The organism is Streptomyces sp. NPDC042100 (assembly GCF_055582325.1).
This window is the reverse complement of sequence record NZ_JBVJDK010000005.1, coordinates 416,123-440,844: the sequence shown is the minus strand read 5'-3', so window position 1 is coordinate 440,844 and position 24,722 is coordinate 416,123. Positions and strand designations below refer to the sequence as shown.

Sequence of the window (24,722 nt, the reverse complement as noted above, 5' to 3'; positions counted from 1 at the left end):
TATTGACGCCCGAGCCGTCTCCACAAGTGCTTCGGAAGAGGGGCGAGCGATGCCGACGAGCGACGCGGGCGGGGCGCCGGTCAAGTCCGCCGTGCGGACCGTGGAGTTGCTGGAGTACTTCGCCGGGCGGCCCGGGATGCACTCGCTGGGCACCGTGCAGGAGGCCGTCGGCTATCCGAAGTCGAGCCTGTACATGCTGCTGCGGACCCTGGTCGAGCTGGGCTGGGTGGAGACCGACGCGACCGGCACCCGGTACGGGATCGGGGTGCGGGCGCTGCTCGTCGGCACCTCGTACGTCGACGGCGACGAGGTGGTGGCCGCCGCCCGGTCCACGCTGGACCGGCTGTCCGACGACACCGCCGAGACCATCCACCTGGCCCGCCTGGACGGCGCCAGCGTCGTCTATCTGGCGACCCGTCAGTCTCCGCATCACCTCAGGCCGTTCAGCCGGGTGGGGCGCAGGCTGCCGGCCCACTCGACGGCGCTCGGCAAGGCGCTGCTCGCCACCCACAGCGACGCGCAGGTGCGGGCGCTGCTCCCCGAGACGCTGCCCGCGCTGACCGAGCACACGGTCACCGACCGGGAGTTGCTGATCGAGGAGCTGCGGGGCGTCCGGGAGCAGGGGTACGCGGTGGACCGCGAGGAGAACACGCTGGGGCTCCGCTGCTTCGGCGTCGCGCTGCCCTACCGGACCCCGGCCCGCGACGCCGTCAGCTGCTCGGTGCCCGCGGCCCGGCTGACCCCGGTGCACGAACAGCTCGTCAAGGACGCGCTGTTCGACGCCCGCGACCGGCTGGCCCTGGCGACCCGCCGCCTCTGAACGCGGACACCACGGCCCCTCGCCCCGACCCTGCCCCCACCTCTGCCCCCGCCTCTGCTTCCGCTCCCGCCCCGCCGCCGCGTCCGCCCCCGTCCCCTGAGGACCGGGCCGTCTCCCCCGTGCGGCGGAGGCGGTTCACCTCACGGCAGGAGGCGCGGGGGAGGGTCCGGACGGGACCGTGGGGGCATGACCTCACCGACGCTCCCCGTCCGCGCCGCCGCCGTCCCGCCGGGCCCGCTCCGCCCGGTGCTGCGCGCCCTCGCGATCGTGGCCTGCCTGCCGTACATCGCCCTGAAGGCCGTCTGGGTGGCGGGCGGGCGGCTCGGCATCCCGGACGGGAGTGTGCTGCTCGACCACCCGACGCTGATGGGCGTGGCCAACGGGCTCTCCGTGCTCGCCGACGCGGCCGTGGTGCTGCTCGCGCTGCTGCTCACCCGGCCGTGGGGGCTGCGGGTGCGGGCCTGGCCGCTGCTCTTCCCGCTGTGGGCGGCGATCGGCCTGATCGGGCCGATCATGGCGGCCTATCCGGCGCAGCTCCTGGCCGGCGCGCTCAGCGGTGCCGGCGGCGGCACGGCGGGCCCGCCCGACGAGCCCTTCCTGGACACCTGGGTCTTCCCCGTGGTCTACGGCGGCTTCATCGTCCAGGGGCTCTGCCTCGGCACGCTGTTCGCCCTGTACACCCGCGACCGCTGGGGACGGGTCTGGCGCGGGCGGCTCGGCGAGCTGCCCGCCTCGGTGAGCGGGCCCGGGACGCGCGCCGCCGCCGTCGCCGGGGCGCTGCTCGCCCTCGTACCGGCGGCCCTGTGCTTCCTGTGGGCCACCGGGCTCGGCGGGGGCCTGTCGCCCGCGTTCGCCGTCGCGTACGACACGGACCGGGCGGTCGTCGACGCCGTCCGGGGCGCCTTCCTGCTGCTCGCCGCCGGGTCCGTGCTCCTGCTCGCGCTGCGCCGGCCCGCCGGGCCGAGGGTGCGCACCGTGCTGGGCGTGGCCTGGGTGTCCACGGGTGCGGCCGGGTGCTGGGGCGCGTACATGACGCTGGTCTCGCTGCTGCCCGCCGCCGAAGCCGGGAAAGAGCCGTCGGGCCTGATGGTCACCGCCTACGCTGGCGAGATGATCACCGGATTCCTGCTGGCGGGCTGCCTCGCGGCCGTCCTCGGCCGCCGGAGCGCCGCGGCGTGACCCTGTTCCGGGACGCCCTGTTCGGGCAGCGGGCCCGGCGGCGCTGGCTGCATCTGATCCTGGGCGGCGCACTGTTCATGCCGTACTGGCTGGTCGGCACCGTCGCCGTCGGGCCTTTCACGCCGGACGGGAACGTCCTGGGGGGCGGCCTCGGCTTCCAGCTCGCGGCGTACGCGGTCGGGCTGCCGGTCGCCGCGCTGAGCGCGCTCTTCCCGCTCGCCCGGCCGATGTCGGTGGCGGCGGCGCGGGCGCTGTGCGGGGTCCCGCCCGGCCGGTTCGCCGACGGGCCGGCGCGGGGCGCGGGCGGGCGGGCCCGGACGGCAGCCTGGTTCGGACTGCACCTGGGGACGGGCGCCCTGCTCAGCGGGGCGACGCTGGCGCTGCCGCCGTTCGCGCTGGCGGTGTGCGCGCTGCCGTTCTCGGCGGGGCTGCGCGCCTCGGAGCTGGGCCGCTTCTGGGGCCTGGACCGGCCCTGGCTCGCCTGGGCGGGGCTGCCGCTCGGCCTGCTGATGCTGCTCGGGCTGGCGGGCGCCGCCGCCGGGACCGGCGCGCTGCTGGCCCGCGCGGCGCCCCGGCTGCTCGGGCCGGGCCCGGCGGACCGGCTGGCGGCGGCGGAGCGGCAGGCCGCCGAGCTGGCCGTGCGCAACCGGCTCGCCCGGGAGCTGCACGACTCGGTGGGGCACGCGCTGAGCGCGGTCACCCTCCAGGCGGGCGCGGCCCGGCGGGTCCTGGCGGCGGGCGGCGGGAGCCCGGCGGGCGCGGACCTGGACTTCGTACGGGAGGCGCTGACCGCGATCGAGGAGACCACCCGGCGCACGGTCGGGGAGCTGGACGCGGTCCTGGGGCTGCTGCGCCGGGGCGAGGACGACGGCGAGCTGGCCGCGCCCGGGCTCGACGCGCTGGACGCGCTGGTGCGGGGCGCCGGTCCCGGGGTGCGGCTCACGGTCGCGGGAAGCCTGGCGGAGCTGCCGGAGGCGGTGTCGCGGGAGGCGTACCGGATCGTGCAGGAGGGGCTGACGAACGCCGTGCGGCACGCGCGCGGGCAGCGGGTGACGGTGCGGATCGCGCTGTCGGGGGACGCGCTGGAGATCACGATGGAGAATCCGCTGCCCGGCGTCCCGCCGGTGGCCCGCCCGGACGGCGGGCGGGGGCTGCGCGGGGTCGCCGAGCGCGCCCGGCTGCTGGGCGGCACGGCCCACGCCGGCCCGGTGGACGGCGACTGGCGGCTGACGGCCCGGCTGCCGGTGGGGCGGGCGGGCCTGGTGGGCCAGGCAAGCCTGGCAGGGCAGGTGGGCCCGGTGGGCCCAGTGGGCCCGGTGAGACAGACAGGGCAGACGGGCCCGCTCGGAGGGGAGCGCTGATGGCGGGGGACGGCACGATCAGGATCGTGGTGGCGGACGACGAGCGGATGGTGCGGACGGCGCTGCGGGTGATCCTGGACGCCGAGCCCGGACTGGAGGTCGTCGGGGAGGCGGCCACCGGCGCCGAGGCGGTGTCGGTGGTGCGGGAGCTGCGGCCCGACGTGGTCCTGATGGACGTGCGGATGCCCGAGGTGGACGGCATCCAGGCGACCCGGACGATCCTGGCCGCGCTGCCGGAGCCGCCCAGGATCGTGGTGGTCACCACCTTCGAGAACGACGCCTACGTGTACGACGCGCTGCGGGTGGGCGCGGCCGGCTTCCTGCTCAAGCGGGCGGCGCCGGAGGAGCTGGTGAGCGCGGTGCGGCTGGTGGCGACGAGCGAGTCGCTGCTCTACCCGGCGGCGGTGCGCGGGCTCGCCGCCGAGCACGCGCGCCGGAACCCCCCGACCGCCCCCGTCTGGGCCGCGCGGCTGACCGAGCGGGAGGCGGAGGTGCTGCGCCGGATGGCGAAGGGACTGACCAACGCGGAGATCGCGGACGGGATGGGGGTCGGTCCCGCGACGGTGAAGTCGCACGTGGCCGCGGTGCTGGCGAAGACCGGGGCGCGGGACCGCACGCAGGCGGTGATCGCCGCGTACGAGTCGGGGTTCATCACCCCGCGCTGAGCCGCGGGGCCGGCCGGACACGGGGGTGCCGGCCGGCCCCGCTCCCCCGCGCGGGCCCGTACCGGCGCCGGAGGAACGTTCCCTGAGGAACCTGAGAAAGCTGAGAAAGCTGAGAAAGCTGAGAAAAGGGACACATCCGGAACGGCGCACCCCTCGCCGCTCGTCCCCTTGAGTGGGATGAACAAGACGATCAGGCGCGCCTCGGTCTTCTCGCTGCTCCTGGTGCTGGCCCTGCTGGGCCGTGCCACCTGGGTGCAGGCGTACGAAGGCAAGGCCCTCGCGGACGAGAAGAAGAACCGGCGGAACGTGATTGCGCAGTACGCGCATCCGCTCGGGAACATCATCGTGGCCGGTTCACCGGTCACCGGTTCCAAGGAGACGAAGGGCGGCGACCTCGCTTACAAGCGCGACTACACCGACGGGAAGCTCTACGCGGCGGTCACCGGGTACAGCTCCCAGGCGTACGGCGCGACGCAGCTGGAGGGGATCTACTCCGACGTGCTGGACGGCACGGACCCACGGCTGAAGAACCCGCTGGACGCGATCACCCGCAAGCAGACGGATCCGGGCTCCGTCGTGACGACCATCGACCCGGCCGTGCAGAAGGCCGGCTACCAGGCGCTGGGGAACAAGAAGGGCGCCGCCGTCGCCATCGACCCGAAGACGGGCCGGATCCTCGGCATGGTGTCCACGCCCTCCTACGACCCCTCGAAGATCGCCGGGCTCACCGACGGCGACACGTGGAAGCAGCTCACGGACGACCCGGACAAGCCGCTGGTCAACCGGGCGCTGCGGCAGCCGCTGCCGCCGGGTTCGACGTTCAAGCTGGTCGTCGCGGCGGCCGGTCTGGAGGAGGGACTGTACGACTCGGTGGACACGCCGACGCGCAGCCCCAACCCGTACAAGCTGCCCGGTACGACCCGCTACCTGGAGAACGAGAACCCCTCGGCGCCCTGCGAGAACGCGAGCCTGCGCACCGCGCTCCAGTACTCCTGCAACAACGTCTTCGCGAAGCTCGCGGTCGACCTGGGCCAGGACAAGGTGAAGGAGACGGCGGAGAAGTTCGGCTTCAACGACAAGGAGCTCGACGTCCCGGTCCGCGCCTACGCCAGCGTCTACCCCTCCGGCATGGACAAGGCGCAGACGGCGCTGACCGGCATCGGCCAGTTCGACGTGACGGCCACCCCGGTGCAGATGGCGATGGTGTCGGCGGCCATCGCCAACGACGGTCTGCTGGCGAGCCCGCACATGGTCTCCGAGGTCGTCGACTCGAACGGGGACGCGCTGAAGAGCTTCGAGGACGGGAAGGCGGACCGGATCATGTCCTCCAAGACCGCGTCGCAGCTGCGCAGCGCCATGCAGACGGTGGTCGACAAGGGCACCGGCTCCAACGCGGCGATCTCCGGCAAGGAGGTCGGCGGCAAGACGGGCACCGCGCAGCACGGCGAGAACAACAGCAAGACGCCGTACGCCTGGTTCACCTCGTACGCCAAGGACCCGGCCACCGGCAAGGAGGTCGCGGTGGCGGTGCTGATCGAGGACTCGGGCGCGGCGCGCTCGGAGGTCAGCGGCAACGGGCTGGCGGCGCCGGTGGCGCAGAAGATGATGAAGGCGGCGCTGAAGTGACACAGCACGGGTGACGGCACGGGAAGTGACGTAACGGCCGAAGTGCCGTGGAAGCGGGGGCCGGTGGCGCACCGGCCCCCGCTCCGCGATATGCAGGGCACATGCTTTCGACCGCACGTCTGCCCCGTTCCCCGTCCGGCTGGACCATGGCCGTCTTCGGCGCGCTCGCCGCCGCCCTGGGGGTGGTGGGGCTGGTGTCGCCCGACACCACGATCCGGCTCATGGGCCTGGACCCCGTCACCGCCGCGGACCGCGCGGACGGGGACCACACCCTCCTCTTCCTGACGGCTTCCTCCATGGCGGCGCTCAACATGGGCGTCTACTACCTGCTGGCCGCCCTGGCCGACTGGAAGCCCTTCTTCCGCTGGACGGTCCCGTTCCGGCTGCTCACCTGCACGGTCTTCACCCTCGCCGTCGTCACCGGCCGCGCCCCGGCCGGCTTCCTGGGCGTGGGCCTGTGGGAGGGCCTGGGCGCGCTGGCCACCGGGCTGGCCCTGAGGTACGAGAAGCGCGCGGCGGGCCTCCGGGGCCGACGGCCGACGGGCGCCGAGAGTTAGGGAATCCGCCCGATCCGCGGGCGCCTCCTCAGAGGCCAGCCTGCGGAGATGCGTCTTCCTCTCTATCTGTGCGCCGTCCTGGTCTCCGGCTTCGGCACCACCGCCCTGTGGCTGGTCTCCGGGATCTGGGTGAAGTCCCTGACCGGCTCCGACTCCCTCGCGGCGCTCACGGCCTTCGCGCTGTGGGCGCCCGCGCTGCTGGGCCCGCTGCTGGGCGGGCTCGTCGACCGGGTGCCCCGCCGGCCGCTGCTGGTGGCGGCGAACCTCGCCATGGCCGCCCTGCTGCCGTCGCTGCTGTGGGTGGACCGGGCGGACCGGGTGTGGCTGCTGTTCCTCGTGCTCTTCGTGTACGGGACGCAGGGCGCGCTCGTCGAGGCGGCGGAGGCGGCGCTCGCGGCGGGCGCGCTCGACCCCGAGCGGCTCGGCTCCTTCAACGGGCTGCGGCTGACCGTGAACGAGGCGGTGAAGCTGGTCGCCCCGCTGGTGGCCGCCGGGCTCTTCGCCCGGTACGGGGGCGGGCCCGTCGCGCTGCTCGACGCGGCGAGCTTCGCGCTGGCGGCGGGCGTCTTCGCGCTGCTGCGGGCGCGGGAGGCCCGGCTCCCGGCTACGGCCGGGGAGCGCGGCCGGCTCGCGGACGGGGCGCGGCTGCTGTGGGCCGCGCCGGTGCCGCGGGCGCTGGTGGCGGCGGGCGGCTTCACCATGTTCCTGGCCGGGCTCAACGGGGCCGCGCTCTACACGGTGGTGGACCGGGGCCTCGGGCACGCCCCGGCGTACGTGGGCGTGCTGTACGCGGTGCAGGGCGCGGGGTCGGTGGCGGCGGGGCTGGTGGCGGGGCCGCTGCTGCGGCGGCAGCCGGAACGGCTCCTCGCGGCGGCCGGGCTGGCCCTGTTCGCCCTGGGCGCGGCGGCGCGGGCCGTGCCGTACGACGCGGCGGCGCTGGCCGGGAGCGCGCTGGTCGGACTCGGGCTTCCCTGGGTGCTGATCGCCGCGCTGACGGCCGTCCAGCGGGGTGTCCCGCCGGAGCTGACGGGGCGGGCGGCGGGCACCGCGCACACCCTGCTCTTCGCCCCGAACGCGGTGGCGCTGGCGGCGGGCGCGGGCCTGGTCGCGGTGGCGGACGTCCGGCTGCTGCTGCCGCTGCTGGGCGCGGCGGGCCTCGCGGGGGCGGCGGCGCTGGCGCGGGCGCCCGATGCGCGGGTGGTGCCGGCCTCTTGAGGCGGAGGGAGGCGTGGGCTTCGATGGCGGGCAGGCGCCCACCGGCCCGACGAACGGAGCTCCGCCCATGCCGCCCATGCCGCCCCTGCCCAGCCCTCCCCGCACCGTCCTGCTCACCGGCGCCGCCGGGGGCGTCGGCACCCACATGCGGGAGCTGCTGCCCGCGTACGGCTACGCGCTGCGCCCGCTCGACGCGCGGCCCGTGCCCGGCGCCCCGGACGCGGTCGTCGCCGACCTCTCCGACCGGGCCGCGCTGCGGGAGGCGGTGCGCGGGGTGGACGCGGTGGTGCACCTCGCCGGGATCGCGCTGGAGGCGGAGTTCGACGCGATCGTGGCCGCCAACGTGACCGGGCTCCAGCGCCTGTACGAGGCGGTGCGCGAGGAGGGGGTGCCCCGGGTGGTGTTCGCGTCCAGCAACCACGCGGTCGGCTTCACGCCCCGCCCGCGCCGGGGGCAGCCGCCCGTCCCGGTCGCCACCCCGCACCGGCCCGACACCTTCTACGGCCTGTCCAAGGCGTTCGGCGAGGACCTGGCCCAGTACTACTGGGACCGGCACGGGGTGGAGACCGTGTCGGTGCGGATCGGCTCCTGCCTGCCCGAGCCGCAGTCGGTGCGGATGCTGTCCACGTGGCTGAGCCCGGCGGACTGCGCGCGCCTGTTCCACGCGGCGCTCACCGCGCCGGAGGTCGGGCACACCGTGGTCTACGGCTCCTCCGCCAACACCCGTGCCTGGTGGGACCTCGGCTCCGCGCGGGCGCTCGGCTACGCGCCGGAGGACGACGCCGAGGTGTTCGCGGAGCGGATCGTCGCCGCGCGCGGGCGGCCGGCTCCGGGCAGCGCCGAGGACGTGTACGTGGGCGGGGACTTCTGCGTGGACCCGCCGCGCCTGCCGCGCTGAGAGGGGCGGGCCCGGCCGGACGATGCGGGGGAGCCGGCCAGGCCCGGGTCGACGCGTGCGGCGGGCGCACGCGGACATTCCGACGATATGACCCGACCAAGATCGTCGCGAGCCGCGGAACGCGGCTGCCGTCCGGAAAGCGCGGAGCGTTCCCGCCACCCGGCCGGTCCGCGCCCCTCCGGCGGTTCCGGTCCGCGCCCCTCCGGCGGCCCCGACGGCCCCGGCGGCTCCGGCAGCCCAGGCGGCTCCGGCGGGCGGCCGTCAGCGGCGGAGGGTCTCCGACGGGGACTCGCCGTACCGCTCCCGGTAGCGGGCCGCGAACCGGCCCGGGTGGGCGAAGCCCCAGCGCCAGGCCACCTCCGTCACGCTCAGCCCGTCCGGCGCGCCCGCCCGCAGCTCCTCGTGGACCCGCTCCAGGCGCACCTCCCGTACGTACGCCATCGGCGACATCCCCACGTACTCCCGGAAGGACTCCTGGAGGCGGCGCACGCTGACCCGGGCGAGGGCGGCCAGCTCGGTGCTGGTGAAGGGGTGTTCGGGGCGGGCCCGCACCGCGTCCATCGCGCGTTTCACCGGTCCGGGGCGGGCCGGACCGCCCGGGTGGGCGAGCTCCTCGCGCCAGGGGTGCTCGGCGGCCAGCAGCAGCCCGTTGAGCAGGGCCTCCTGGAGCGGCCTGGAGACCAGCTCGTGGGTGGCGAGGCCGTCCCCGGCGAGCGCCCCGGCCGCCACCTGCCGGGCGAAGGTCACCCAGCTCAGGCCGGGGCCCCGGGTGATGTCGAGCCCGGCGGCGAAGGCGAGCCGGCCGCGCGGCGGGCGCCCGATCAGCCGCTCCAGGCGCTCGTGCAGCGCGGTGGCGTCGATCTTGACCGAGAGGGCGCGGCAGTCCCCGCTCCACCGGTCGAGGAAGGTGTCGCCCGCCGGGTCGAGGAGCACCGCCTCCCGGCTCGTGGCCACCATCCGGCGGCCCCCGGCGCCCTGGCGGAGCTCCATGGAGCCGCTCAGCGGGGCGTTGAGGTGGAAGGCGCCCAGCTCGCCGAAGCGCATCCGGACGTCGGCGCCGCAGGTGAGGTCGCCGATCATCAGCGGCCCGAGCCCGACGGTGTCGAAGCGCGCGGCGAAGGGCCGCTCCCCGACGTCGATGACGTCCATGAAGTTGGCGTAATAGCGCGCGCCGATCTCCTCGCGCGCCTCGTCCACGTCCCGCGTCCGGAAAGAACTCCCACCCACGGTTCGTAAGAATATTCGCATGACGGGGGCGGGCGGGAACGGCAGGATGCCGCCCATGCCGGCACCCCAGGGATTCGTCCACACGCACCGCGCCGACGGCACGGTCGTCATCACCCACCGCGGCCGCGCCGCGGCCACCCTGCGCGGCGCCCGCGCGGAGCGCTTCCTGGCCGAGGTCGAGGCGGGCGACCCGCAGCGGGTCATGGCCCGCTGGACCGGCTCGTACCGCTTCGGCAACGAGCGCACCGCGCGCGAGCACCCCCGTAACCGGAGTGGCCGAACGGGACGAAGGTAAGGGAACGGCAAAAGCGCCTCGCTCGTTACTCCCGGCATGACCGCAATGACCCCCGGCTCGAACATCCCTCTCACCGCCGCGCGCGTGGCGGTGGACGTCGCCGCGCCCGTGCGGCTCGACGTGTCGGGCCTGCTGCTCGGCGCCGACGGCAAGGTGCGCTCCGACGCCGACTTCATCTTCTACAACCAGCCCGCCGGCCCCGGCGTCTCCTACCGCTCCGGCGGCGGCACCGCCCCGGACGCGATCGTGGTGGACACCGCCGCCGTCCCGGCCGGCATCGAGAAGATCGTCGTGACGGCGAGCCCCGACGCCGCCGGTCAGACCTTCCAGGGCATCGAGCCCACGGCGACCGTGCGCGACGCCGACGACGGCAGCGTCCTCGCCACCTTCACCCCGCCGCGGCTCGGCACCGAGACGGCCCTGGTGGTCATCGAGATCTATCTGCGCAACGGCGCCTGGAAGGCCCGCGCGGTCGGCCAGGGGTACGCGAACGGGCTGGCCGGGATCGCGACCGACTTCGGCGTCAGCGTCGACGAGGAGCCGGCGGCCGTGCCCGCCGCCGCCCCGGCCGCCGCGCCGGCGCAGGCCCCCGCGCCCGTCGCCGTCCCCCCGGTCCCGGCCGCGCCGCCCGCCGCGCCGGCCGGCAGCGGGAAGATCAACCTGGACAAGGGCCGGGTCAGCCTCCAGAAGAACCAGACGGTGTCCCTGGTCAAGGGCGGCCGCCCGCTGCTCTCCCAGGTCAAGATGGGCCTCGGCTGGGAGCCCGCCTACCGGGGCAAGGACATCGACCTCGACGCCTCGGTCATCGCCTACGGCCCCCAGCGCAACCACCTGGACAGCTGCTACTTCGGCAAGCTGTCCATCCTCAACGGCTCGATCAAGCACTCCGGCGACAACCTCACCGGCGAGGGCGCGGGCGACGACGAGGTCATCGTGGTGGACCTCGGCCGGCTGCCCGCCGAGGCGACCGGCCTGGTCTTCACGGTGAACTCCTTCTCCGGGCAGAAGTTCACCGAGGTCGCCAAGGCCTACTGCCGGCTCATCGACGCCGCCACCGGCGAGGAGCTGGTCCGCTTCGACCTCACCACCGCCGAGCCGCAGACCGGCGTGATGATGGCCAAGCTGATCAAGCAGTTCACCGGCGAGTGGGAGATGACGGCGATGGGCGAGTTCGTGAAGTCGCGGACCGTCCGCGGCATGGTCAAGCCGGCGGCCCAGGCCCTCTGAGGCCCGGACCGCCCCGGGGCGCGCGCCCGCGCGCCCCGGCCGGGACAGCGCGCTGTCAGAACAGCGCGCTGTACGCGTTGAGGGCCGGCTGGCCGCCCAGGTGGACGTAGAGCACGGTCGAGTCCGCGCCGATCTCGCCCCGGTCCACCAGATCGACCAGACCGGCCATCGACTTCCCCTCGTAGACCGGGTCGGTGACCATCCCCTCGGTCCGCGCGGCCAGCCGCATCGCGTCCAGCGTCGCCTCGTCCGGGACGCCGTACACGCCCGCGTGGTAGCGGGCGTCCAGCTCGACGTCGGCGGCGGTCAGCGGGCGCTCCACGCCGATCAGGGCGGCGGTGTCCCGGGCGATCCGGGTGATCTGCTCGTGCGTCTCCGCCGGCTTCGCCGAGGCGTCCACGCCGAGCACCCGCCGGGACCGGCCGCCCTCCTCGGCGAGCGCGGCGAAGCCCGCCACCATTCCCGCCTGGGTGGAGCCGGTCACCGAGCAGACCACCACCGTGTCGAAGAAGACGCCCAGTTCGCGCTCCTGGTCGGCCACCTCGTACGCCCAGCGGGCGAAGCCGAGGCCGCCGAGCCGGTGGTCGGAGGCGCCCGCCGGGATGGCGTACGGCTTGCCGCCGGACTCCTCGACCTCGCGCAGCGCCAGCTCCCAGCTCTCCTTGAAGCCGATCCCGAACCCGGCCCGCACCAGCCGCACGTCGGCGCCCGCGAGCCGGCTGACCAGGATGTTGCCGACCTTGTCGTAGCCCGGGTCGGGCCACTCGACCCAGCTCTCCTGGACCAGCACGCAGCGCAGCCCGGCGTGCGCGGCGACGGCCGCGACCTGGCGGGTGTGGTTGGACTGCACGCCGCCGATGGAGACGAGGGTGTCGCAGCCCTGGGCGAGGGCGTCGGCGACCAGGTACTCCAGCTTGCGGGTCTTGTTCCCGCCGTACGCGATGCCTGAGTTGCAGTCCTCCCGCTTGGCCCACAGGGTGGCCCCGCCGAGGTGGGAGGTGAGCCGCTGGAGGGGGTGCGTGGGCGAGGGCCCGAAGAGCAGCGGATAGCGCTCGAAGTCGTCGATCGTCGGCATACGGGCTCCCTGGGTGGTCGCGGTCGTGCGGGTCCTGGACTGTCCGGCGGCGATCCGGCCGGTCCCGGACCGCCACCGCGCCGGCCGGGGCCTGTCCGGTGGATCAGGGTCGGACAGGTCCTGGCGCCGGCCGGGTGGGTGGGTCCGTCGCCTCGTCGGCGAGTTCCTCCAGGGCGCGCCATATCTCCGTCGTCACCCGCACCGCCTCCTCCGTGTCGCCCGCCTCGCACGCGTCGATCAGGCGCGCGTGGAGCTCGGTGGAGCCGCAGCTCCCGGCGTCCCCGAAGAGGCGGCGCTCGACCCGGCGGATCAGGGGCGTGTAGCGGTCGATGGTGGCGGCCACCGCGTGGTTGCCGCTCGCGCCGACGAGCACGTCGTGGAGCTCGTCGTCGGCGCGCAGCGCGGCCTCGACGTCCGAGGAGCGCACGGCCTCGGCGAAGCGCGCGTTGGCCTCGCGCATCGCGCGGATGCCCTCGGGGCCGAGCAGCGGCACGGCGGTGCGGGCGGCGAGTTCGTGCATCACCCGCACCACGGAGGCGGCGTCCCGCACCACCCGGCTGACCAGCCGGGTGACCCGGGTGTAGCTCTGCGGCTTGGTCTCCACGAGGCCCTCGTCGCCGAGCCGCACCAGGGCCTCGCGCACGGGCGCGCGCGAGAGGCCCAGACGGTCGGCGAGATCGGCGTCCTTGACCACGGATCCGGGTGCGAGCTCACCGCGCACGATGGCCTCGCGCAGCGCCTCGTACGCGCGGTCGCGCAGCAGGGTCCGGCCCACCGGCCGTAAAGCGTCCATGGGCTGACATGTTAGGTGTCAGCCCATGGGGGCACCAGGTCCTCAGACGTCAGCGACGGGGCTGCCGACGCCACGGTCCGGTGATGGCGAGCATGATGCCCGGCTCCTGGATGTTGGCGAAGAGGGTGTCGCCGTCGGGCGAGAAGCACACGCCGGTGAACTCGCTGTCGTTCAGGTCGTTGCGGGCGATCGGGTAGGTCCGGCCGCTCTCGGTCGCGCCGAAGAGGTGCTGGACGCCCTCGCCGTCCTCGGCGATGACGACGCCGCCGTACGGGGAGACGGTGATGTTGTCGGGGCCGTCGAAGGCGCCGTCCTCGTCCGGGGCGGCGTTGACGCCGAGCAGCACCTGGAGGGTGAGGGTGCGGCGCTTGGGGTCGTAGAACCACACCTGCCCGTCATGCGCGGCGCCGGGGCTCTCCGCGCGGGCGTACGAGGAGACGATGTACGTGCCGCCGTCGGCCCACCACATGCCCTCCAGCTTGCGGGCGCGGGTCACCTCGCCGGCGCCGAACTGCTTGCGGACGGGGGTCTTGCGGGCGTCCCGGTCGGGCACGTCGACCCAGTCCACGCCGTAGACGGTGCCGATCCTGGTGGCGCGGGAGAGGTCGTCGACGAAGCGGCCCGCCGAGTCGAAGCACTTGAAGGCCTGGAGGACACCGGCGGTGTCGGCGAGGGTCGCGAGGCGGCCCCGGCCGTGCTCGAAGCCCTTCGGCGGGACCCAGCGGAAGAACAGGCCGTTGGGGCCGGAGGCGTCCTCGGTGAGGTAGGCGTGGCCGCGCTTGGGGTCGATGACGACGGCCTCGTGGGCGTACCGGCCGAAGGCCTTGACCGGCTTCGGGTTCCGGTTGGCGCGGTGGTCCTGCGGGTCGACCTCGAAGACGTAGCCGTGGTCCTTGGTCATGCCGTTCTTGCCGGCCAGGTCCTCGGTCTCCTCGCAGGTCAGCCAGGTGCCCCAGGGGGTGCGCCCGCCCGCGCAGTTGGTGGAGGTGCCGGCGATGCCGACCCACTCGGCGACGGTGCCGTCGCGGTGCACCTCGACGACCGTGCAGCCGCCGGCCGCCGCCGGGTCGTAGACCAGGCCCTCGGTGAGCGGGACGGGGTGCGCCCAGCCGGAGCGGGGGCCCTTGAGCTCGTGGTTGTTGACGAGGTACGTGGTGCCCCGGCGGCCGGCGAAGGTGGCGGTGCCGTCGTGGTTGGAGGGCGTGAACTCGCCGGACTCCAGGCGGGTGACGCCACTGTGGGTGAGGACCCGGTACGTGAAGCCCTCGGGCAGGGCGAGCACGCCGTCCGGGTCCGGGACCAGCTCGCCGTAGCCGAGCCGGTGGCCGTGCCCGTGGCCGTGGCCGTGCCCGTGGCCCTCGCCGTGGCCGCCGAACTCCTGCGGATCGTCGGCGGCGAGCGCCTCCGGCGCGGTGGCGAGCGCGCCGACCGAGCCGGTGAGCGCGAGGCCGGCGCCGGTGGCGGCGGACTTCTTGGCGAACTCTCTGCGGTTGAGAGACATGACGGTTCTTCTCCCTGTCGTCACCCGGTGTCGCGGCACACGGTCGCGCCCCCGTATAAACGGCGGTTGAACAGAAAGGCGATCCTTCATGAACCTGCCACAGAGCGGCCGGCGTGTTCTGGTCAGCGGTGCCTCGCGCGGCCTGGGCCGCGCGGTGGCCCGCGCCTTCGCGGCGAACGGCGACCGGGTGGCCGTGCACTACGGCTCACGCGCGGAGGAGGCCCGGGCGACCCTCGCCTCCCTGGCGGGCACCGGCCACGCGCTGGTCGGCGGCGACGTGTCCGACCCGGCGGCCGCGGCGCGGATCGCGGACCGGGCGGCGGAGGCGCTGGGCGGACTCGACGTGCTGGTGAACAACGCGGCCGTCAACCTCCCGCACCCGCCCGCGACCACCCCGTACGAGGAGTGGGTGGAGCTCTGGCAGCGGCACGTCTCGGTGAACCTGCTGGGCACCGCGTATCTGAGCCAGCTGGCGGCCCGGCGGATGATCGAGGCCGGAGTGCCCGGCCGGATCGTCAACATCGGCTCGCGCGGCGCCTTCAAGGGCGAGCCCGACCACCCCGCCTACGGCGCCACCAAGGCGGCCGTGCACGCCCTGGGCCAGTCGCTGGCCGTGGCCCTCGGCCCGCACGGGATCGGGGTGGCCTCGGTCGCCCCGGGCTTCTTCGCGACCGAGCGGGTGGCGCCCCGGCTCGCGGGCCCGGAGGGGGAGGCGATCCTGGCGCAGAGCCCCTTCGGCCGGGTCGGCACCGCGGAGGAGGTCGCGGCGGCCGTCCGCTGGCTCGCCTCCCCCGAGGCCCAGTGGGCCTCGGGGACGGTGCTGGACCTCAACGGGGCCTCGTATCTGAGGACCTGAGGACCCGAGGACCCGAGGACTTGAAAGGCGGGGGCCGGGTCCGGGCCGCGTCCGGGCCGCGTCTGGCTCAGCCCTTCGAGCGGGCCTTGAAGGCCGCCTTGCGGGCCTCCTTCGCCGTGGGCTTGTCGCGGTGGAGGCGGCCCATGGCCTCCAGGACCTCGGCCGTCGCCGGGTGCTCGACCCGCCAGGCCGCCTCGAAGAAGCCGCCGTGACGGCTGGTCAGGCCCTCGATGAGGTCCTGGAGCTCGGTCAGGTCGCCGTCGGCGTCGAGGTGGGCCGCGATGGTGTCGATGGCCAGCCAGAAGATCATCGACTCCGGCGGGGCCGGGATGTCCGCCGCGCCGTGCTCGGCGAGCCAGACCCGGGCGAGCCCGCCGAGCTGCGCGTCGTCCAGGACCTCCCGCACGGCCGGCTCCGCCTCGGCGCCGACCAGCGACAGGGCCTGCTGCGCGTGGAGCCGGCGCAGCGGCGAGGCCGGGTCGGCGCCCCGGGCCGCGGCGAGCAGTTCACGGGCGGCGGTGCCGGCCTCGCGGGCGGCGAGCCAGCCGGCGGTCTCGGCGCGGGCGGCGTCCTGCGGGTAGCCGGCGATGCCGTCGAGGAGGACGTCGGCGCTCTGGTCGGCCAGCTCGCCGACCGCGGGGACGGCCAGTCCGGCCTCCAGCATCCGGGCGCGCACCCCGTACAGGCCGAGCGGGGTGAGCCGGACCATGCCGTAGCGGCTGACGTCCTCGTCGTCGATGTCCGGGACGGGCGGGGCGGGCTCCTCGCCCTCCTCGACCATCAGGGCCTCGTCGACGGGGTCGTACTCGACGAGCCCGATCGGTTCGAGGACGCGGAACTGCTCGTCGAGCCGCATCATCGCGTCGGAGACCTGCTCCAGGACGTCGTCGGTGGGCTCGCCCATGTCGTCGGGGACGACCATCGAGGCGGCGAGCGCGGGCAGCGGCACCGGGCCCTCGCCCGCCCCGCCCTCGCTGACGGTCAGCAGGTAGAGGTTGCCGAGCACGCCCTCCAGGAACTCGGCCTCGCCCTCCGGGTCCCAGTCCAGGGCCTCGAAGTCGATCTGCCCGTCCTCGCCGACGAGCGCGTCGAGGTCGTCGAAGAAGGGCGCGGCGGCGTCGGCGAACACGGCGTCGAAGCCCTCCAGCCAGATGGCCAGGACGTCCTGCGGGGAGCCGCCGGTGACCAGCGCCAGGTTCTCGCCGGGGGTGACGGTGCCGTCGGCGGCGCCCGGGTCCTCGGCGGACCCGTCCTCGGCGGACCCGTCCTCGGCGGACCCGTCCTCGACGTCGACCAGGCCGGTGTCCACGGCGATCCGCCAGGCCTCGCTCGCGTACGCCTCGGCGTCCGGGTCGCCGGTCAGGCCGAGGACCTCGGCGGCGGCGGGAAGCTGCTCGTCGACGAGCTCGCCGCCCGCCCCGACCCGGGTCTCGGGTCCGGCCCAGCGGGCGAGCCGCACGGCGCGCGCGAGGAGGGGGGTGGCCAGGGCGTCCCGCGCCAACTCCGCGTCCGAGTGAAGGCGGACGGGGGGAAGGGTCTGGCGGTCGGGTGCCATCTGGGGTGTTCTCCTCGACGAGTGCGGGGCCTTCGCGGCGCTGCGAGCGCCCTTCAGCGTAGACGCATTCGGCGGACGGTCCGGCGGTTCACGGAGGCGTCAGCCTTCGTACACCCGTCGACCACCCGCCGACCCTTGACAAGTGGAAGGGTCTGGAACGAAATTGACGCGCGTAGAACGTTTCGATCGTTTCTCCAAGCCCTCACGGAGCTCCCTGATGTCTTCCTCCATACCGAGATCGGCCGCCGTCGCCGCCGTCGTCTCCGCCGCGCTCGCCGCCGGCCTGCTGGGCGGCGCGTCCGCCTCGGCCGACGACGTGACCGCCGGGGCGGCCCCCGTACGCATCCACGACATCCAGGGCACGACCCGGGTCTCGCCGCTGGCGGGCAAGCCGGTCGCGGGTGTCACCGGCATCGTCACCGGCGTGCGCACGTACGGCTCGCGCGGCTTCTGGATGCAGGACCCGCAGGCCGACGACAACCCCGCCACCAGCGAGGGCATCTTCGTCTTCACGAGCTCCGTGCCGACCGTCGCCGTCGGCGACGCGGTCAGCGTCAACGGCTCGGTGACCGAGTACGTGCCGGGCGGCCTGACCTCGGGCAACCAGTCGCTGACCCAGATCTCCAAGCCGGTCGTCACCGTCCTCTCCCAGGGCAACGCGGTCCCGGCGCCCGTCACGATCTGGCCCTGGTCCGTCCCCTCCGCGTACACCCCGGAGGGCGACCCGGCGGCCGGCGGCTCCGTCAACGGCCTCACGCTGGAGCCGAAGAAGTACGCCCTGGACTACTACGAGTCCCTTGAGGGCACCAACGTCCGCATCGGCTCCTCGCGGGTGGTCGGCGCCACCGACCCGTACTCCGAGCTGTGGGTGTCGGTGAAGCCGTTCGAGAACCCCAACCTGCGGGGCGGCACGGTCTACGGCTCGTACGACTCCCAGAACACCGGCCGCCTCCAGATCCAGCAGCTCGCGCCGATCGCGCAGCAGCCCTTCCCCAAGGCGAACGTGGGCGACTGGCTGGTCGGCTCCACCGAGGGCCCGCTGGACTTCAACCAGTTCGGCGGCTACACCCTGGTCGCGAACACCCTCGGCAAGCACGTGGGCCTCGGCCTGAAGCGCGAGGTGACCCAGAAGCAGCACAAGAACGAGCTGGCGGTCGCCACGTACAACGTCGAGAACCTCGACCCGACCGACCCGCAGGAGAAGTTCGACGCGCTCGCCAAGGCGGTCGTCGAGAACCTGGCCTCGCCCGACATCGTCGCCCTGGAGGAGATCCAGGACGACAACGGCGCCAAGAACGACGGCACGGTCACGGCCGGCGAGACGGTGAAGAAGTTCACCGACGCGATCGTCGCGGCCGGCGGCCCGGCCTACGAGTGGCGCTCGATCGACCCGCAGAACGGCAAGGACGGCGGCGAGCCCGGCGGCAACATCCGCCAGGTCTTCCTCTTCAACCCGGAGCGGGTCTCCTTCGTGGACCGCGCGGGCGGCGACGCGACGACCGCGACCGGCGTCACGGGCACCAAGGGCGACGCCCACCTGACCCTCTCCCCCGGCCGCGTCGACCCGGCGAACACCGCCTGGGAGAACAGCCGCAAGCCGCTCGCGGGCGAGTTCCGGTTCCGCGGCCGCACGGTCATCGTGGTCGCCAACCACTTCGGCTCCAAGGGCGGCGACGAGTCCATCGTCTCGCACCACCAGCCCCCGACCCGCTCCTCGGAGACCAAGCGCCTCCTCCAGGGCCAGGCCGTGAACGCCTTCGTGAAGGACGTCCTCGCCCTGGACAAGCAGGCCGACGTGCTGGTCCTCGGCGACATCAACGACTTCGAGTTCTCCGGGACCACGAAGGCGCTGACCGACGGCGGCGCGCTGTACCCGGCGATCAAGTCGCTGCCGCGCAGCGAGCGCTACTCGTACGTCTACCAGGGCAACAGCCAGGTCCTCGACCAGATCCTGACCAGCCCCGGCGTGCGCCACTTCACGTACGACAGCGTGCACATCAACGCCGAGTTCGCGGACCAGAACAGCGACCACGACCCGCAGGTCCTGCGCTTCCGCCCGTAACACCCCCTTGGCACGGGTGTGCGAGACTGCGGGCCGTGATCCTGCGCCCCGCCACCCGTGCCGACCTGCCCGCCGTCCTCGCGCTGCTCGCCGACGAGGAGCGGGTGGTCGACCCGGCCTCGGTGCCCGTGACCCCCGCGTACGAGCGGGCGTTCGCGGACATCGAGGCCGATCCGCGCAACGAGGTCCTCGTGCTGGTGGAGGACACCCTCGTCCTCGGCTGCCTCCAGGCCACGTACATCCCCGGCCTCGGCAAGGGCGGCGCCGAACGGGCCCTGATCGAGGCGGTCCGGATCCGGGCCGACCGGCGCGGCGGCGGCCTCGGCCGGGACCTGATGGAACGCGCGGTGGCCCGGGCCCGCGCCCGAGGCTGCGCGCTGGTCCAGCTCACCAGCGGCAAGAGCCGGACGGCCGCCCACCGCTTCTACGCGTCCCTGGGCTTCGCCCGCAGCCACGACGGGTTCAAGCTGAGCCTTTAGCGGCGCACGGGCGACAGACGTCGTCGATGGGCTGATCAACCGATGGCGGGTACCCGGTGACGGTTCGTCGGCCGAGGGACCAATCCGGCGGACGGTCGCTAGCCGAGCAGATGGCCCCCGCCGTCCACGAGCAGCACCTCGCCCGTGATGTACGAGGCCCTGGCCAGGTCGTGGACGGCCTCGGCGATGTCCTCGGGGCGGCCCACCCGGCGCAGCGGCACCACGGAGGCGACGTGCTCCTTCGCCGCCTCGGCGCCCTCGACGCCGTCGAACCACGGGGTGTCGATGAGGCCGGGCGCGACCGCGTTGACCCGGACCTCGGGGCCGAGGGTCTTGGCGAGCAGCAGGGTCATGTGGTTGACGGCCGCCTTCGTCACCGCGTACGGGATGGAGCTGCCGCCGGGCCGGACGCCCGCCTGCGAGGAGATGTTCACGACGGCGCCGCGCGCCGCGCGCAGGTGGGGCACGGCGGCGGTGACGGTCTGCCAGACACCGATGACGTTGACGTCGTAGAGGTGGCGCCAGACGTCGGGCGAGGCGGCCTCGAAGTCGTCGTGCGGGATGAAGCGGGTGGTCCCGGCGCTGTTGACGAGCAGGTCGAGCCGGCCGAAGCGCGCCACCGTCTCCTCGACGAGGCGGGCGGCCTGGGCCTGGTCGGAGACGTCGGCCCGGAGGTAGTGGGCGCCGGGCAGTTCGGCGGCGAGCTTCTCGCCCGCCTCGACGGAGCGGGCGGAGTTGACGGCGACCCGGTAGCCCGCGGCGGCGAGCCTGCGGGCGACGGCGGCCCCGATCCCGGAGGAGGATCCGGTGACGAGGGCGACGGGCTGCTGTGCGGTCATGGTGCGGGTCCTTGTCTCGTGGCCTCCTGTCGCGCAGGGGGATCATGCCAGAGACGCGCGACGGCCCGCCGCCCCGGGCGGGGCGGCGGGCCGTGCGGCGGTGCCGGGGTCAGACGGCGCCTGGGTCAGGCGGAGTCGGTCGTGCGGGTGCTGCCGAGGATGGCGGCGTGCTCCAGGACGTCCTCCAGCGGGTCGTCGATCTGCCCGGTGGAGATGAGGGCGACCTTCGGGCCGTTGTGCGCGTGGCTGTGCGTCTCGTCGGCCTCGGCCGCTCCCGCCGGGAGCACCACGGCCGCGACGGCGAACGCGCCGGTGAGCACCGACCGCTTCCGGAGCGTCTCGCTGATCCTGGTCGTCATGTCGATCGACCTTCCCCTCGCCTGTGTGACTGTCGTACGGAACCCCCGCGCTCTGATAACGCGGGGACCCGTGCGTCAGTTGTGGCTGTGGAGGATCTCGTTGAGGCCGCCCCAGTTCGCCTTGTACGGGCGGGCCTCGACGGCGCCGGTGACCGAGTTGCGGCGGAACAGGATGTTGTCGGCGCCGGACAGCTCCAGGGCCTTGACGACCTGGCCGTCGGGCATGGTGACGCGGGTGCCCGCGGTGACGTACAGACCGGCCTCGACGACGCACTCGTCGCCGAGCGCGATGCCGATGCCCGCCTCGGCGCCGACCAGGGTGCGCTCGCCGATGGAGATGATCTGCTTGCCGCCGCCGGAGAGGGTGCCCATGGTGGAGGCGCCGCCGCCGATGTCGGAGCCGTCGCCGACGACGACACCGGCGGAGATGCGGCCCTCGACCATGGAGGTGCCGAGGGTGCCGGCGTTGAAGTTGACGAAGCCCTCGTGCATGACGGTGGTGCCGGCGGCGAGGTGGGCGCCGAGGCGGACCCGGTCGGCGTCGGCGATGCGGACACCGGCGGGCACGACGTAGTCGGTCATGCGGGGGAACTTGTCGATCGAGGTGACCTGGAGGTGCAGGCCCTCGGCGCGCGCGTTGAGGCGGACCTTCTCGATGTCGTCGACGGCGACCGGGCCGAGCGAGGTCCAGGCGACGTTGGCGAGCAGGCCGAAGACGCCGTCCAGGCTCTGGCCGTGCGGCTTGACCAGCCGGTGGCTGAGCAGGTGGAGGCGGAGGTAGGCGTCGTGCGCGTCGAGCGGCTTGTCGTCGAGCGAGGCGATGACGGTGCGGACGGCGACCACCTCGACGCCGCGGCGGGCGTCCACGCCGAGGGCCTTGGCGGCGCCTTCGCCGAGGGCGTTGACCGCCTCGTCGGGGCCGAGCCGCTCGGTGCCGGCCGGGCCGGGGTCGGCGGTCAGCTCGGGGGCGGGGAACCAGGTGTCGAGAACGGTGCCGTCGCCGGCGAGGGTGGCGAGGCCGGCGGCGACGGCGCCGGTGGTGCGAGGAGCAGTGGTCATGACGGAGAACCTAACCGGCGGGCCCCCGCGCGGGCCAACCGGTCTCAGGTGTCGGTCCCGCTCCTGGCGGTTCGGACGAGCCCCGCCCCGGCCGTTTCGGCGCTTCGTTCAGGCCCGGCTGAGGGCCCGGCTGAGGGCCCGGCTCAGGACCCGCCCAGCACCCGCCGGAGCATCTCGCGGGTGTACTCCTCGTCGTACCGGCCGCCGGTGAGCAGGACCTGGAGGCAGATGCCGTCCAGGAGGGCGATGACGGCACGGGCGGTGGCCGGGTCGGTGCGCGGGGCGAGGCAGGCGGTGACGTCCTCGGCCCATTCGTCGGCGACGGGCCGCAGGGCGGGGCGGCGCAGGGCGGCGAGGTAGAGCTCGTACTCCAGCTCCACGCCGGTCCGGTCGCCGCCGATCCAGACGCCGACGAGCCGGGCGAGGACGGCGGCGAGGTCGCTGCCGGGGTCGGCGATGCCGGGGTCCTCGCGCAGGGCGCGCCCGAGGTTGTCGTTGGCGCGGCGCAGGGCGGCGACGAGGAGTTCGTCGAGGGAGCCGAAGTGGTACGTGGTGGAGCCGAGCGGCACGTCGGCCTCGGCGGCGACGGTGCGGTGGCTGAGCCCGGCGATGCCGGCGCGGCCGACGACGCGCAGGGCGGCGTCGACGATCCGGTCGCGGCGGTCGGGGTCGTGGCGGCGGGGCCGGGCCATCAGTGGGCGCCGCCCATGTTGAGGACGGCGACCCCGGCGATGATCAGGACGATTCCGGCGATCTTGGCGAGGTTCATGGACTCGCCGAGGAAGAGCGCGCCGATGGCGGCGACGGCGGCGGTGCCGACACCGGACCAGATGGCGTAGGCGGTGCCGACCTGGAGCGTCTTGAGCGCCTGGGCGAGCAGGGCGAAGGCGATCAGATAGCCGGCGCCGGTGATCAGCGAGGGCACCAGCCTGGAGAAGCCGTCGCTGTACTTCATGGAGGTGGTGGCGACGATCTCCGCAGCGATCGCGCCCGCGAGCAGTCCGTATCCCATGTGTACGAGCGTACACAAGGGCGGGAGCTACCGTGTGGCCATGACATATCCCTCGGGGCCGCCCGGACACGGGCACGGATACGAGCACGGGCCCGGGTCCGGGTACGGAACCGGATACGGGCCCGCCTACGGCTACGGCTTTCCGCCCCCGCCCCCGCCGCCGAAGCCCGGCGTCATACCCCTGGCGCCGATGACCTTCGGTCAGGTCCTGACCGGCGCGTTCAGCGCCTTCGGCCGCTACTGGAAGCCGCTGCTGGGGATGGCCGCGACCGCGTACGGCATCGCCACGGCGGTCGTCGCCGGCGCGCTCCTGATCGCGTGGCACACGGTGTCCGACAACATCGACCGCCTCGCGAACCTGCCGCACGGCCGGGAACCCGACCTCGCGGACGTCCAGGGCCTGTTCGTCGCGCTCGGCTGCGTCTGGCTGACCGGCGCGGTCTGCCTGGTGCTGGCCAACGCCCTGCTCTGCGCCGCCGTCCCGGCCGTCGCGCAGGAGGCGGTCCTGGGCCGCCCGATCGGCTTCGGGGCCGTCTGGCACCGCGCCTGGTCGCGCGTGGGCGCGGTGCTGGGCTCGGTCGTCCTCTCGATGCTGGCGATGTTCGCGCCTGCGCTCCTCTTCATGGCCGGCGGCGGCGTCCTGCTCTTCGGCAGCGTCGCGCGCCTCGACGCGACGGACGGCGAGTACGCCGGCCCCGACACGGGATTCCTCGTCACCGCCCTGGTGCTCCTCCTCGTCGCCATGGCGACCGTCCCGGTCGGCCTGTGGCTCTGGGCGAGGTTCGCCCTGGCCCCCTCGGTCGCCGTCATCGAGAACGCGGGCGCCATGGGCTCCCTGCGCCGCTCGGCCGCCCTGGTCCGCGGCTCCTGGTGGCGGACCTTCGGCTGCATGATGGCGGCGGGAGCGCTCGTGGGCGCGGTGAGCGGGGCGATCCAGCAGGTGCTCTCGCTGGTCGCGTGGATCCCGATGTCGACCCTGACCTTCGACGCCGACGCCGGCCCCGCCGAGGTCCTCGGCTCGATGTCCGTCGTGATGAGCGTGGTCCTGGTCGGCAGCATCGCCTCCCAGGCCCTGCTGGCCCCCCTCCAGCCCCTGGTCGCCTCCCTCCTCTACGTCGACCAGCGCCTCCGCAAGGAGAACCTGGGCCCGGTACTGGCACGGGCGGCGGGCGTGGCCTGACCGGCCCCGGACACGCGTGAGGGCCGCACTCCCGAAGGGGTGCGGCCCTCACGCGTACGTACCTCGGCGAAGATCAGACGTTGAACCCGAGCGCGCGGAGCTGCTCGCGGCCGTCGTCCGTGATCTTGTCGGGGCCCCACGGGGGCATCCAGACCCAGTTGATCTTGAGCTCGTTGACGATGCCGTCGGTCGCGGACTTCGCCTGGTCCTCGATCACGTCGGTCAGCGGGCAGGCCGCCGACGTCAGCGTCATGTCCAGCGTCGCGACGTTCGACTCGTCGATGTGGATGCCGTAGATGAGGCCCAGGTTGACGACGTCGATGCCCAGCTCGGGGTCGACGACGTCGTACAGCGCCTCGCGGACTTCTTCCTCGGAGGCCGGCTTCATCGTGGCCTCGGCGTTCTCGGTCATGCCGACTTCCTCTCAGCGTCGGAACCCAGGGCCTGGGCCGTCGCGTCCTTCCACGCCATCCAGCTGAGCAGCGCGCACTTCACCCGGGCGGGGTACTTCGAGACCCCGGCGAACGCGACCGCGTCCTCCAGGATCTCCTCCATCGCGTCGTCCGGCTCGATCTGGCCCTTGGACTGCATCAGCTCCAGGAACGTGCCCTGGATCCGCTGAGCCTCGGCCAGCTCCTTGCCGACGAGCAGCTCGTTGAGGACGGACGCCGAGGCCTGGCTGATGGAGCAGCCCTGGCCCTCGTACGACACGTCCTCGATGCGCGAGCCGTCGTACTTCACGCGCAGCGTGATCTCGTCACCACAGGTCGGGTTGACGTGGTGCACCTCGGCGTCGCCGTCCCGCAGACCGCGCCCGTGCGGGTGCTTGTAGTGGTCCAGGATGACGTCCTGGTACATCGAATCCAGCTTCACGAGGCGTCC

General features: G+C 74.1%; 26 protein-coding genes. 14 read left to right on the top strand and 12 right to left on the bottom strand.

Annotation, left to right across the window (positions count from 1 at the left end; genetic code table 11):
• Positions 1-49: 49 nt before the first annotated feature.
• The 8 genes from ACZ6J5_RS14420 to ACZ6J5_RS14385 all read left to right on the top strand — a co-directional run bounded on the left by ACZ6J5_RS14420 (position 50) and on the right by ACZ6J5_RS14385 (position 8,321).
• Complete coding sequence (locus ACZ6J5_RS14420; protein WP_469391198.1) at positions 50-820, top strand: IclR family transcriptional regulator; 771 nt, start codon at positions 50-52, stop codon at positions 818-820.
• A gap of 186 nt (positions 821-1,006) precedes the next feature.
• Positions 1,007-1,999 carry a hypothetical protein gene (locus ACZ6J5_RS14415; RefSeq protein WP_469391196.1) on the top strand — a complete coding sequence of 331 codons (993 nt, stop codon included), beginning with the start codon at positions 1,007-1,009 and terminating at the stop codon, positions 1,997-1,999.
• Positions 1,996-3,360, top strand: a complete 1,365-nt coding sequence (locus ACZ6J5_RS14410; protein ID WP_469391194.1) for a sensor histidine kinase — start codon at positions 1,996-1,998, stop codon at positions 3,358-3,360. The genes ACZ6J5_RS14415 and ACZ6J5_RS14410 overlap by 4 nt, the downstream gene beginning before the upstream one ends.
• Positions 3,360-4,025 (top strand): response regulator transcription factor, encoded by a 666-nt coding sequence (locus tag ACZ6J5_RS14405; protein WP_469391192.1) that lies wholly within the window; start codon positions 3,360-3,362, stop codon positions 4,023-4,025. The genes ACZ6J5_RS14410 and ACZ6J5_RS14405 overlap by 1 nt, the downstream gene beginning before the upstream one ends.
• Positions 4,026-4,202: 177 nt before the next feature.
• Positions 4,203-5,651 (top strand): peptidoglycan D,D-transpeptidase FtsI family protein, encoded by a 1,449-nt coding sequence (locus tag ACZ6J5_RS14400; protein WP_469391190.1) that lies wholly within the window; start codon positions 4,203-4,205, stop codon positions 5,649-5,651.
• A 101-nt stretch (positions 5,652-5,752) separates the two neighbouring features.
• Complete coding sequence (locus ACZ6J5_RS14395) at positions 5,753-6,208, top strand: hypothetical protein (RefSeq protein WP_469391188.1); 456 nt, start codon at positions 5,753-5,755, stop codon at positions 6,206-6,208.
• A 48-nt stretch (positions 6,209-6,256) separates the two neighbouring features.
• Positions 6,257-7,423, top strand: a complete 1,167-nt coding sequence (locus ACZ6J5_RS14390; protein ID WP_469391186.1) for an MFS transporter — start codon at positions 6,257-6,259, stop codon at positions 7,421-7,423.
• A gap of 67 nt (positions 7,424-7,490) precedes the next feature.
• Entirely contained in the window at positions 7,491-8,321 is an 831-nt protein-coding gene (locus ACZ6J5_RS14385; RefSeq protein ID WP_469391184.1) for an NAD-dependent epimerase/dehydratase family protein, read from the top strand.
• A 261-nt stretch (positions 8,322-8,582) separates the two neighbouring features.
• Here the strand turns inward: ACZ6J5_RS14385 and ACZ6J5_RS14380 are convergent, their stop codons facing one another.
• Positions 8,583-9,548, bottom strand: coding sequence for an AraC family transcriptional regulator (locus ACZ6J5_RS14380; RefSeq protein ID WP_469391182.1), 966 nt, complete (start codon positions 9,546-9,548; stop codon positions 8,583-8,585).
• A gap of 55 nt (positions 9,549-9,603) precedes the next feature.
• On the opposite strand from ACZ6J5_RS14380, the gene ACZ6J5_RS14375 reads away from it, so the two are divergent.
• Both ACZ6J5_RS14375 and ACZ6J5_RS14370 read left to right on the top strand, forming a co-directional pair.
• Positions 9,604-9,843: a hypothetical protein gene (locus ACZ6J5_RS14375; RefSeq protein WP_469391180.1), complete on the top strand. Its 240-nt coding sequence runs from the start codon at positions 9,604-9,606 to the stop codon at positions 9,841-9,843.
• A gap of 36 nt (positions 9,844-9,879) precedes the next feature.
• Positions 9,880-11,070 carry a TerD family protein gene (locus ACZ6J5_RS14370; RefSeq protein WP_469391178.1) on the top strand — a complete coding sequence of 397 codons (1,191 nt, stop codon included), beginning with the start codon at positions 9,880-9,882 and terminating at the stop codon, positions 11,068-11,070.
• 55 nt (positions 11,071-11,125) lie between these two features.
• On the opposite strand, the gene ACZ6J5_RS14365 is transcribed toward ACZ6J5_RS14370, so the two are convergent.
• The 3 genes from ACZ6J5_RS14365 to ACZ6J5_RS14355 all read right to left on the bottom strand — a co-directional run bounded on the left by ACZ6J5_RS14365 (position 11,126) and on the right by ACZ6J5_RS14355 (position 14,439).
• The gene (locus ACZ6J5_RS14365) at positions 11,126-12,145 is read right to left on the bottom strand and encodes a 1-aminocyclopropane-1-carboxylate deaminase (RefSeq protein WP_469391176.1); all 1,020 of its coding nucleotides are present in this window, start codon (positions 12,143-12,145) and stop codon (positions 11,126-11,128) included.
• Between the two features lie 103 nt (positions 12,146-12,248).
• On the bottom strand, positions 12,249-12,938 hold the full coding sequence (locus ACZ6J5_RS14360; RefSeq protein WP_469391175.1) for a GntR family transcriptional regulator: 690 nt from the start codon (positions 12,936-12,938) through the stop codon (positions 12,249-12,251).
• A gap of 49 nt (positions 12,939-12,987) precedes the next feature.
• The gene (locus ACZ6J5_RS14355) at positions 12,988-14,439 is read right to left on the bottom strand and encodes an alkaline phosphatase PhoX (protein ID WP_469391173.1); all 1,452 of its coding nucleotides are present in this window, start codon (positions 14,437-14,439) and stop codon (positions 12,988-12,990) included.
• Between the two features lie 88 nt (positions 14,440-14,527).
• Between ACZ6J5_RS14355 and ACZ6J5_RS14350 the strand changes: the two genes are divergently transcribed.
• A complete protein-coding gene (locus ACZ6J5_RS14350) occupies positions 14,528-15,295 on the top strand; it encodes an SDR family NAD(P)-dependent oxidoreductase (protein WP_469391170.1) in 768 nt (255 codons plus the stop codon).
• Between the two features lie 67 nt (positions 15,296-15,362).
• Here the strand turns inward: ACZ6J5_RS14350 and ACZ6J5_RS14345 are convergent, their stop codons facing one another.
• Complete coding sequence (locus ACZ6J5_RS14345) at positions 15,363-16,850, bottom strand: hypothetical protein (RefSeq protein ID WP_469391168.1); 1,488 nt, start codon at positions 16,848-16,850, stop codon at positions 15,363-15,365.
• Between the two features lie 217 nt (positions 16,851-17,067).
• On the opposite strand from ACZ6J5_RS14345, the gene ACZ6J5_RS14340 reads away from it, so the two are divergent.
• Both ACZ6J5_RS14340 and ACZ6J5_RS14335 read left to right on the top strand, forming a co-directional pair.
• Positions 17,068-18,912 (top strand): endonuclease/exonuclease/phosphatase family protein, encoded by a 1,845-nt coding sequence (locus ACZ6J5_RS14340; RefSeq protein ID WP_469391167.1) that lies wholly within the window; start codon positions 17,068-17,070, stop codon positions 18,910-18,912.
• Between the two features lie 35 nt (positions 18,913-18,947).
• Positions 18,948-19,391, top strand: a complete 444-nt coding sequence (locus ACZ6J5_RS14335; protein WP_469391165.1) for a GNAT family N-acetyltransferase — start codon at positions 18,948-18,950, stop codon at positions 19,389-19,391.
• 98 nt (positions 19,392-19,489) lie between these two features.
• Here ACZ6J5_RS14335 and ACZ6J5_RS14330 read toward each other — a convergent pair whose 3' ends face one another.
• The 5 genes from ACZ6J5_RS14330 to ACZ6J5_RS14310 all read right to left on the bottom strand — a co-directional run bounded on the left by ACZ6J5_RS14330 (position 19,490) and on the right by ACZ6J5_RS14310 (position 22,660).
• Positions 19,490-20,230 carry an SDR family NAD(P)-dependent oxidoreductase gene (locus tag ACZ6J5_RS14330; RefSeq protein ID WP_469391163.1) on the bottom strand — a complete coding sequence of 247 codons (741 nt, stop codon included), beginning with the start codon at positions 20,228-20,230 and terminating at the stop codon, positions 19,490-19,492.
• A 125-nt stretch (positions 20,231-20,355) separates the two neighbouring features.
• Positions 20,356-20,589: a hypothetical protein gene (locus ACZ6J5_RS14325; protein WP_469391161.1), complete on the bottom strand. Its 234-nt coding sequence runs from the start codon at positions 20,587-20,589 to the stop codon at positions 20,356-20,358.
• A 75-nt stretch (positions 20,590-20,664) separates the two neighbouring features.
• On the bottom strand, positions 20,665-21,648 hold the full coding sequence (gene dapD / locus ACZ6J5_RS14320) for a 2,3,4,5-tetrahydropyridine-2,6-dicarboxylate N-succinyltransferase (RefSeq protein WP_469391160.1): 984 nt from the start codon (positions 21,646-21,648) through the stop codon (positions 20,665-20,667).
• A 143-nt stretch (positions 21,649-21,791) separates the two neighbouring features.
• Positions 21,792-22,340 (bottom strand): TetR/AcrR family transcriptional regulator, encoded by a 549-nt coding sequence (locus ACZ6J5_RS14315; protein WP_469391158.1) that lies wholly within the window; start codon positions 22,338-22,340, stop codon positions 21,792-21,794.
• On the bottom strand, positions 22,340-22,660 hold the full coding sequence (locus ACZ6J5_RS14310; RefSeq protein ID WP_469391156.1) for a DMT family transporter: 321 nt from the start codon (positions 22,658-22,660) through the stop codon (positions 22,340-22,342). Before ACZ6J5_RS14310 ends, ACZ6J5_RS14315 begins: the two co-directional genes overlap by 1 nt.
• Positions 22,661-22,700: 40 nt before the next feature.
• On the opposite strand from ACZ6J5_RS14310, the gene ACZ6J5_RS14305 reads away from it, so the two are divergent.
• A complete protein-coding gene (locus tag ACZ6J5_RS14305; protein ID WP_469391154.1) occupies positions 22,701-23,840 on the top strand; it encodes an oxidoreductase in 1,140 nt (379 codons plus the stop codon).
• 73 nt (positions 23,841-23,913) lie between these two features.
• Here the strand turns inward: ACZ6J5_RS14305 and ACZ6J5_RS14300 are convergent, their stop codons facing one another.
• Positions 23,914-24,252: a metal-sulfur cluster assembly factor gene (locus ACZ6J5_RS14300; protein ID WP_362483377.1), complete on the bottom strand. Its 339-nt coding sequence runs from the start codon at positions 24,250-24,252 to the stop codon at positions 23,914-23,916.
• The gene (gene sufU, locus ACZ6J5_RS14295) at positions 24,249-24,713 is read right to left on the bottom strand and encodes a Fe-S cluster assembly sulfur transfer protein SufU (protein ID WP_469391151.1); all 465 of its coding nucleotides are present in this window, start codon (positions 24,711-24,713) and stop codon (positions 24,249-24,251) included. The genes ACZ6J5_RS14300 and sufU overlap by 4 nt, the downstream gene beginning before the upstream one ends.
• Positions 24,714-24,722: the final 9 nt, after the last annotated feature.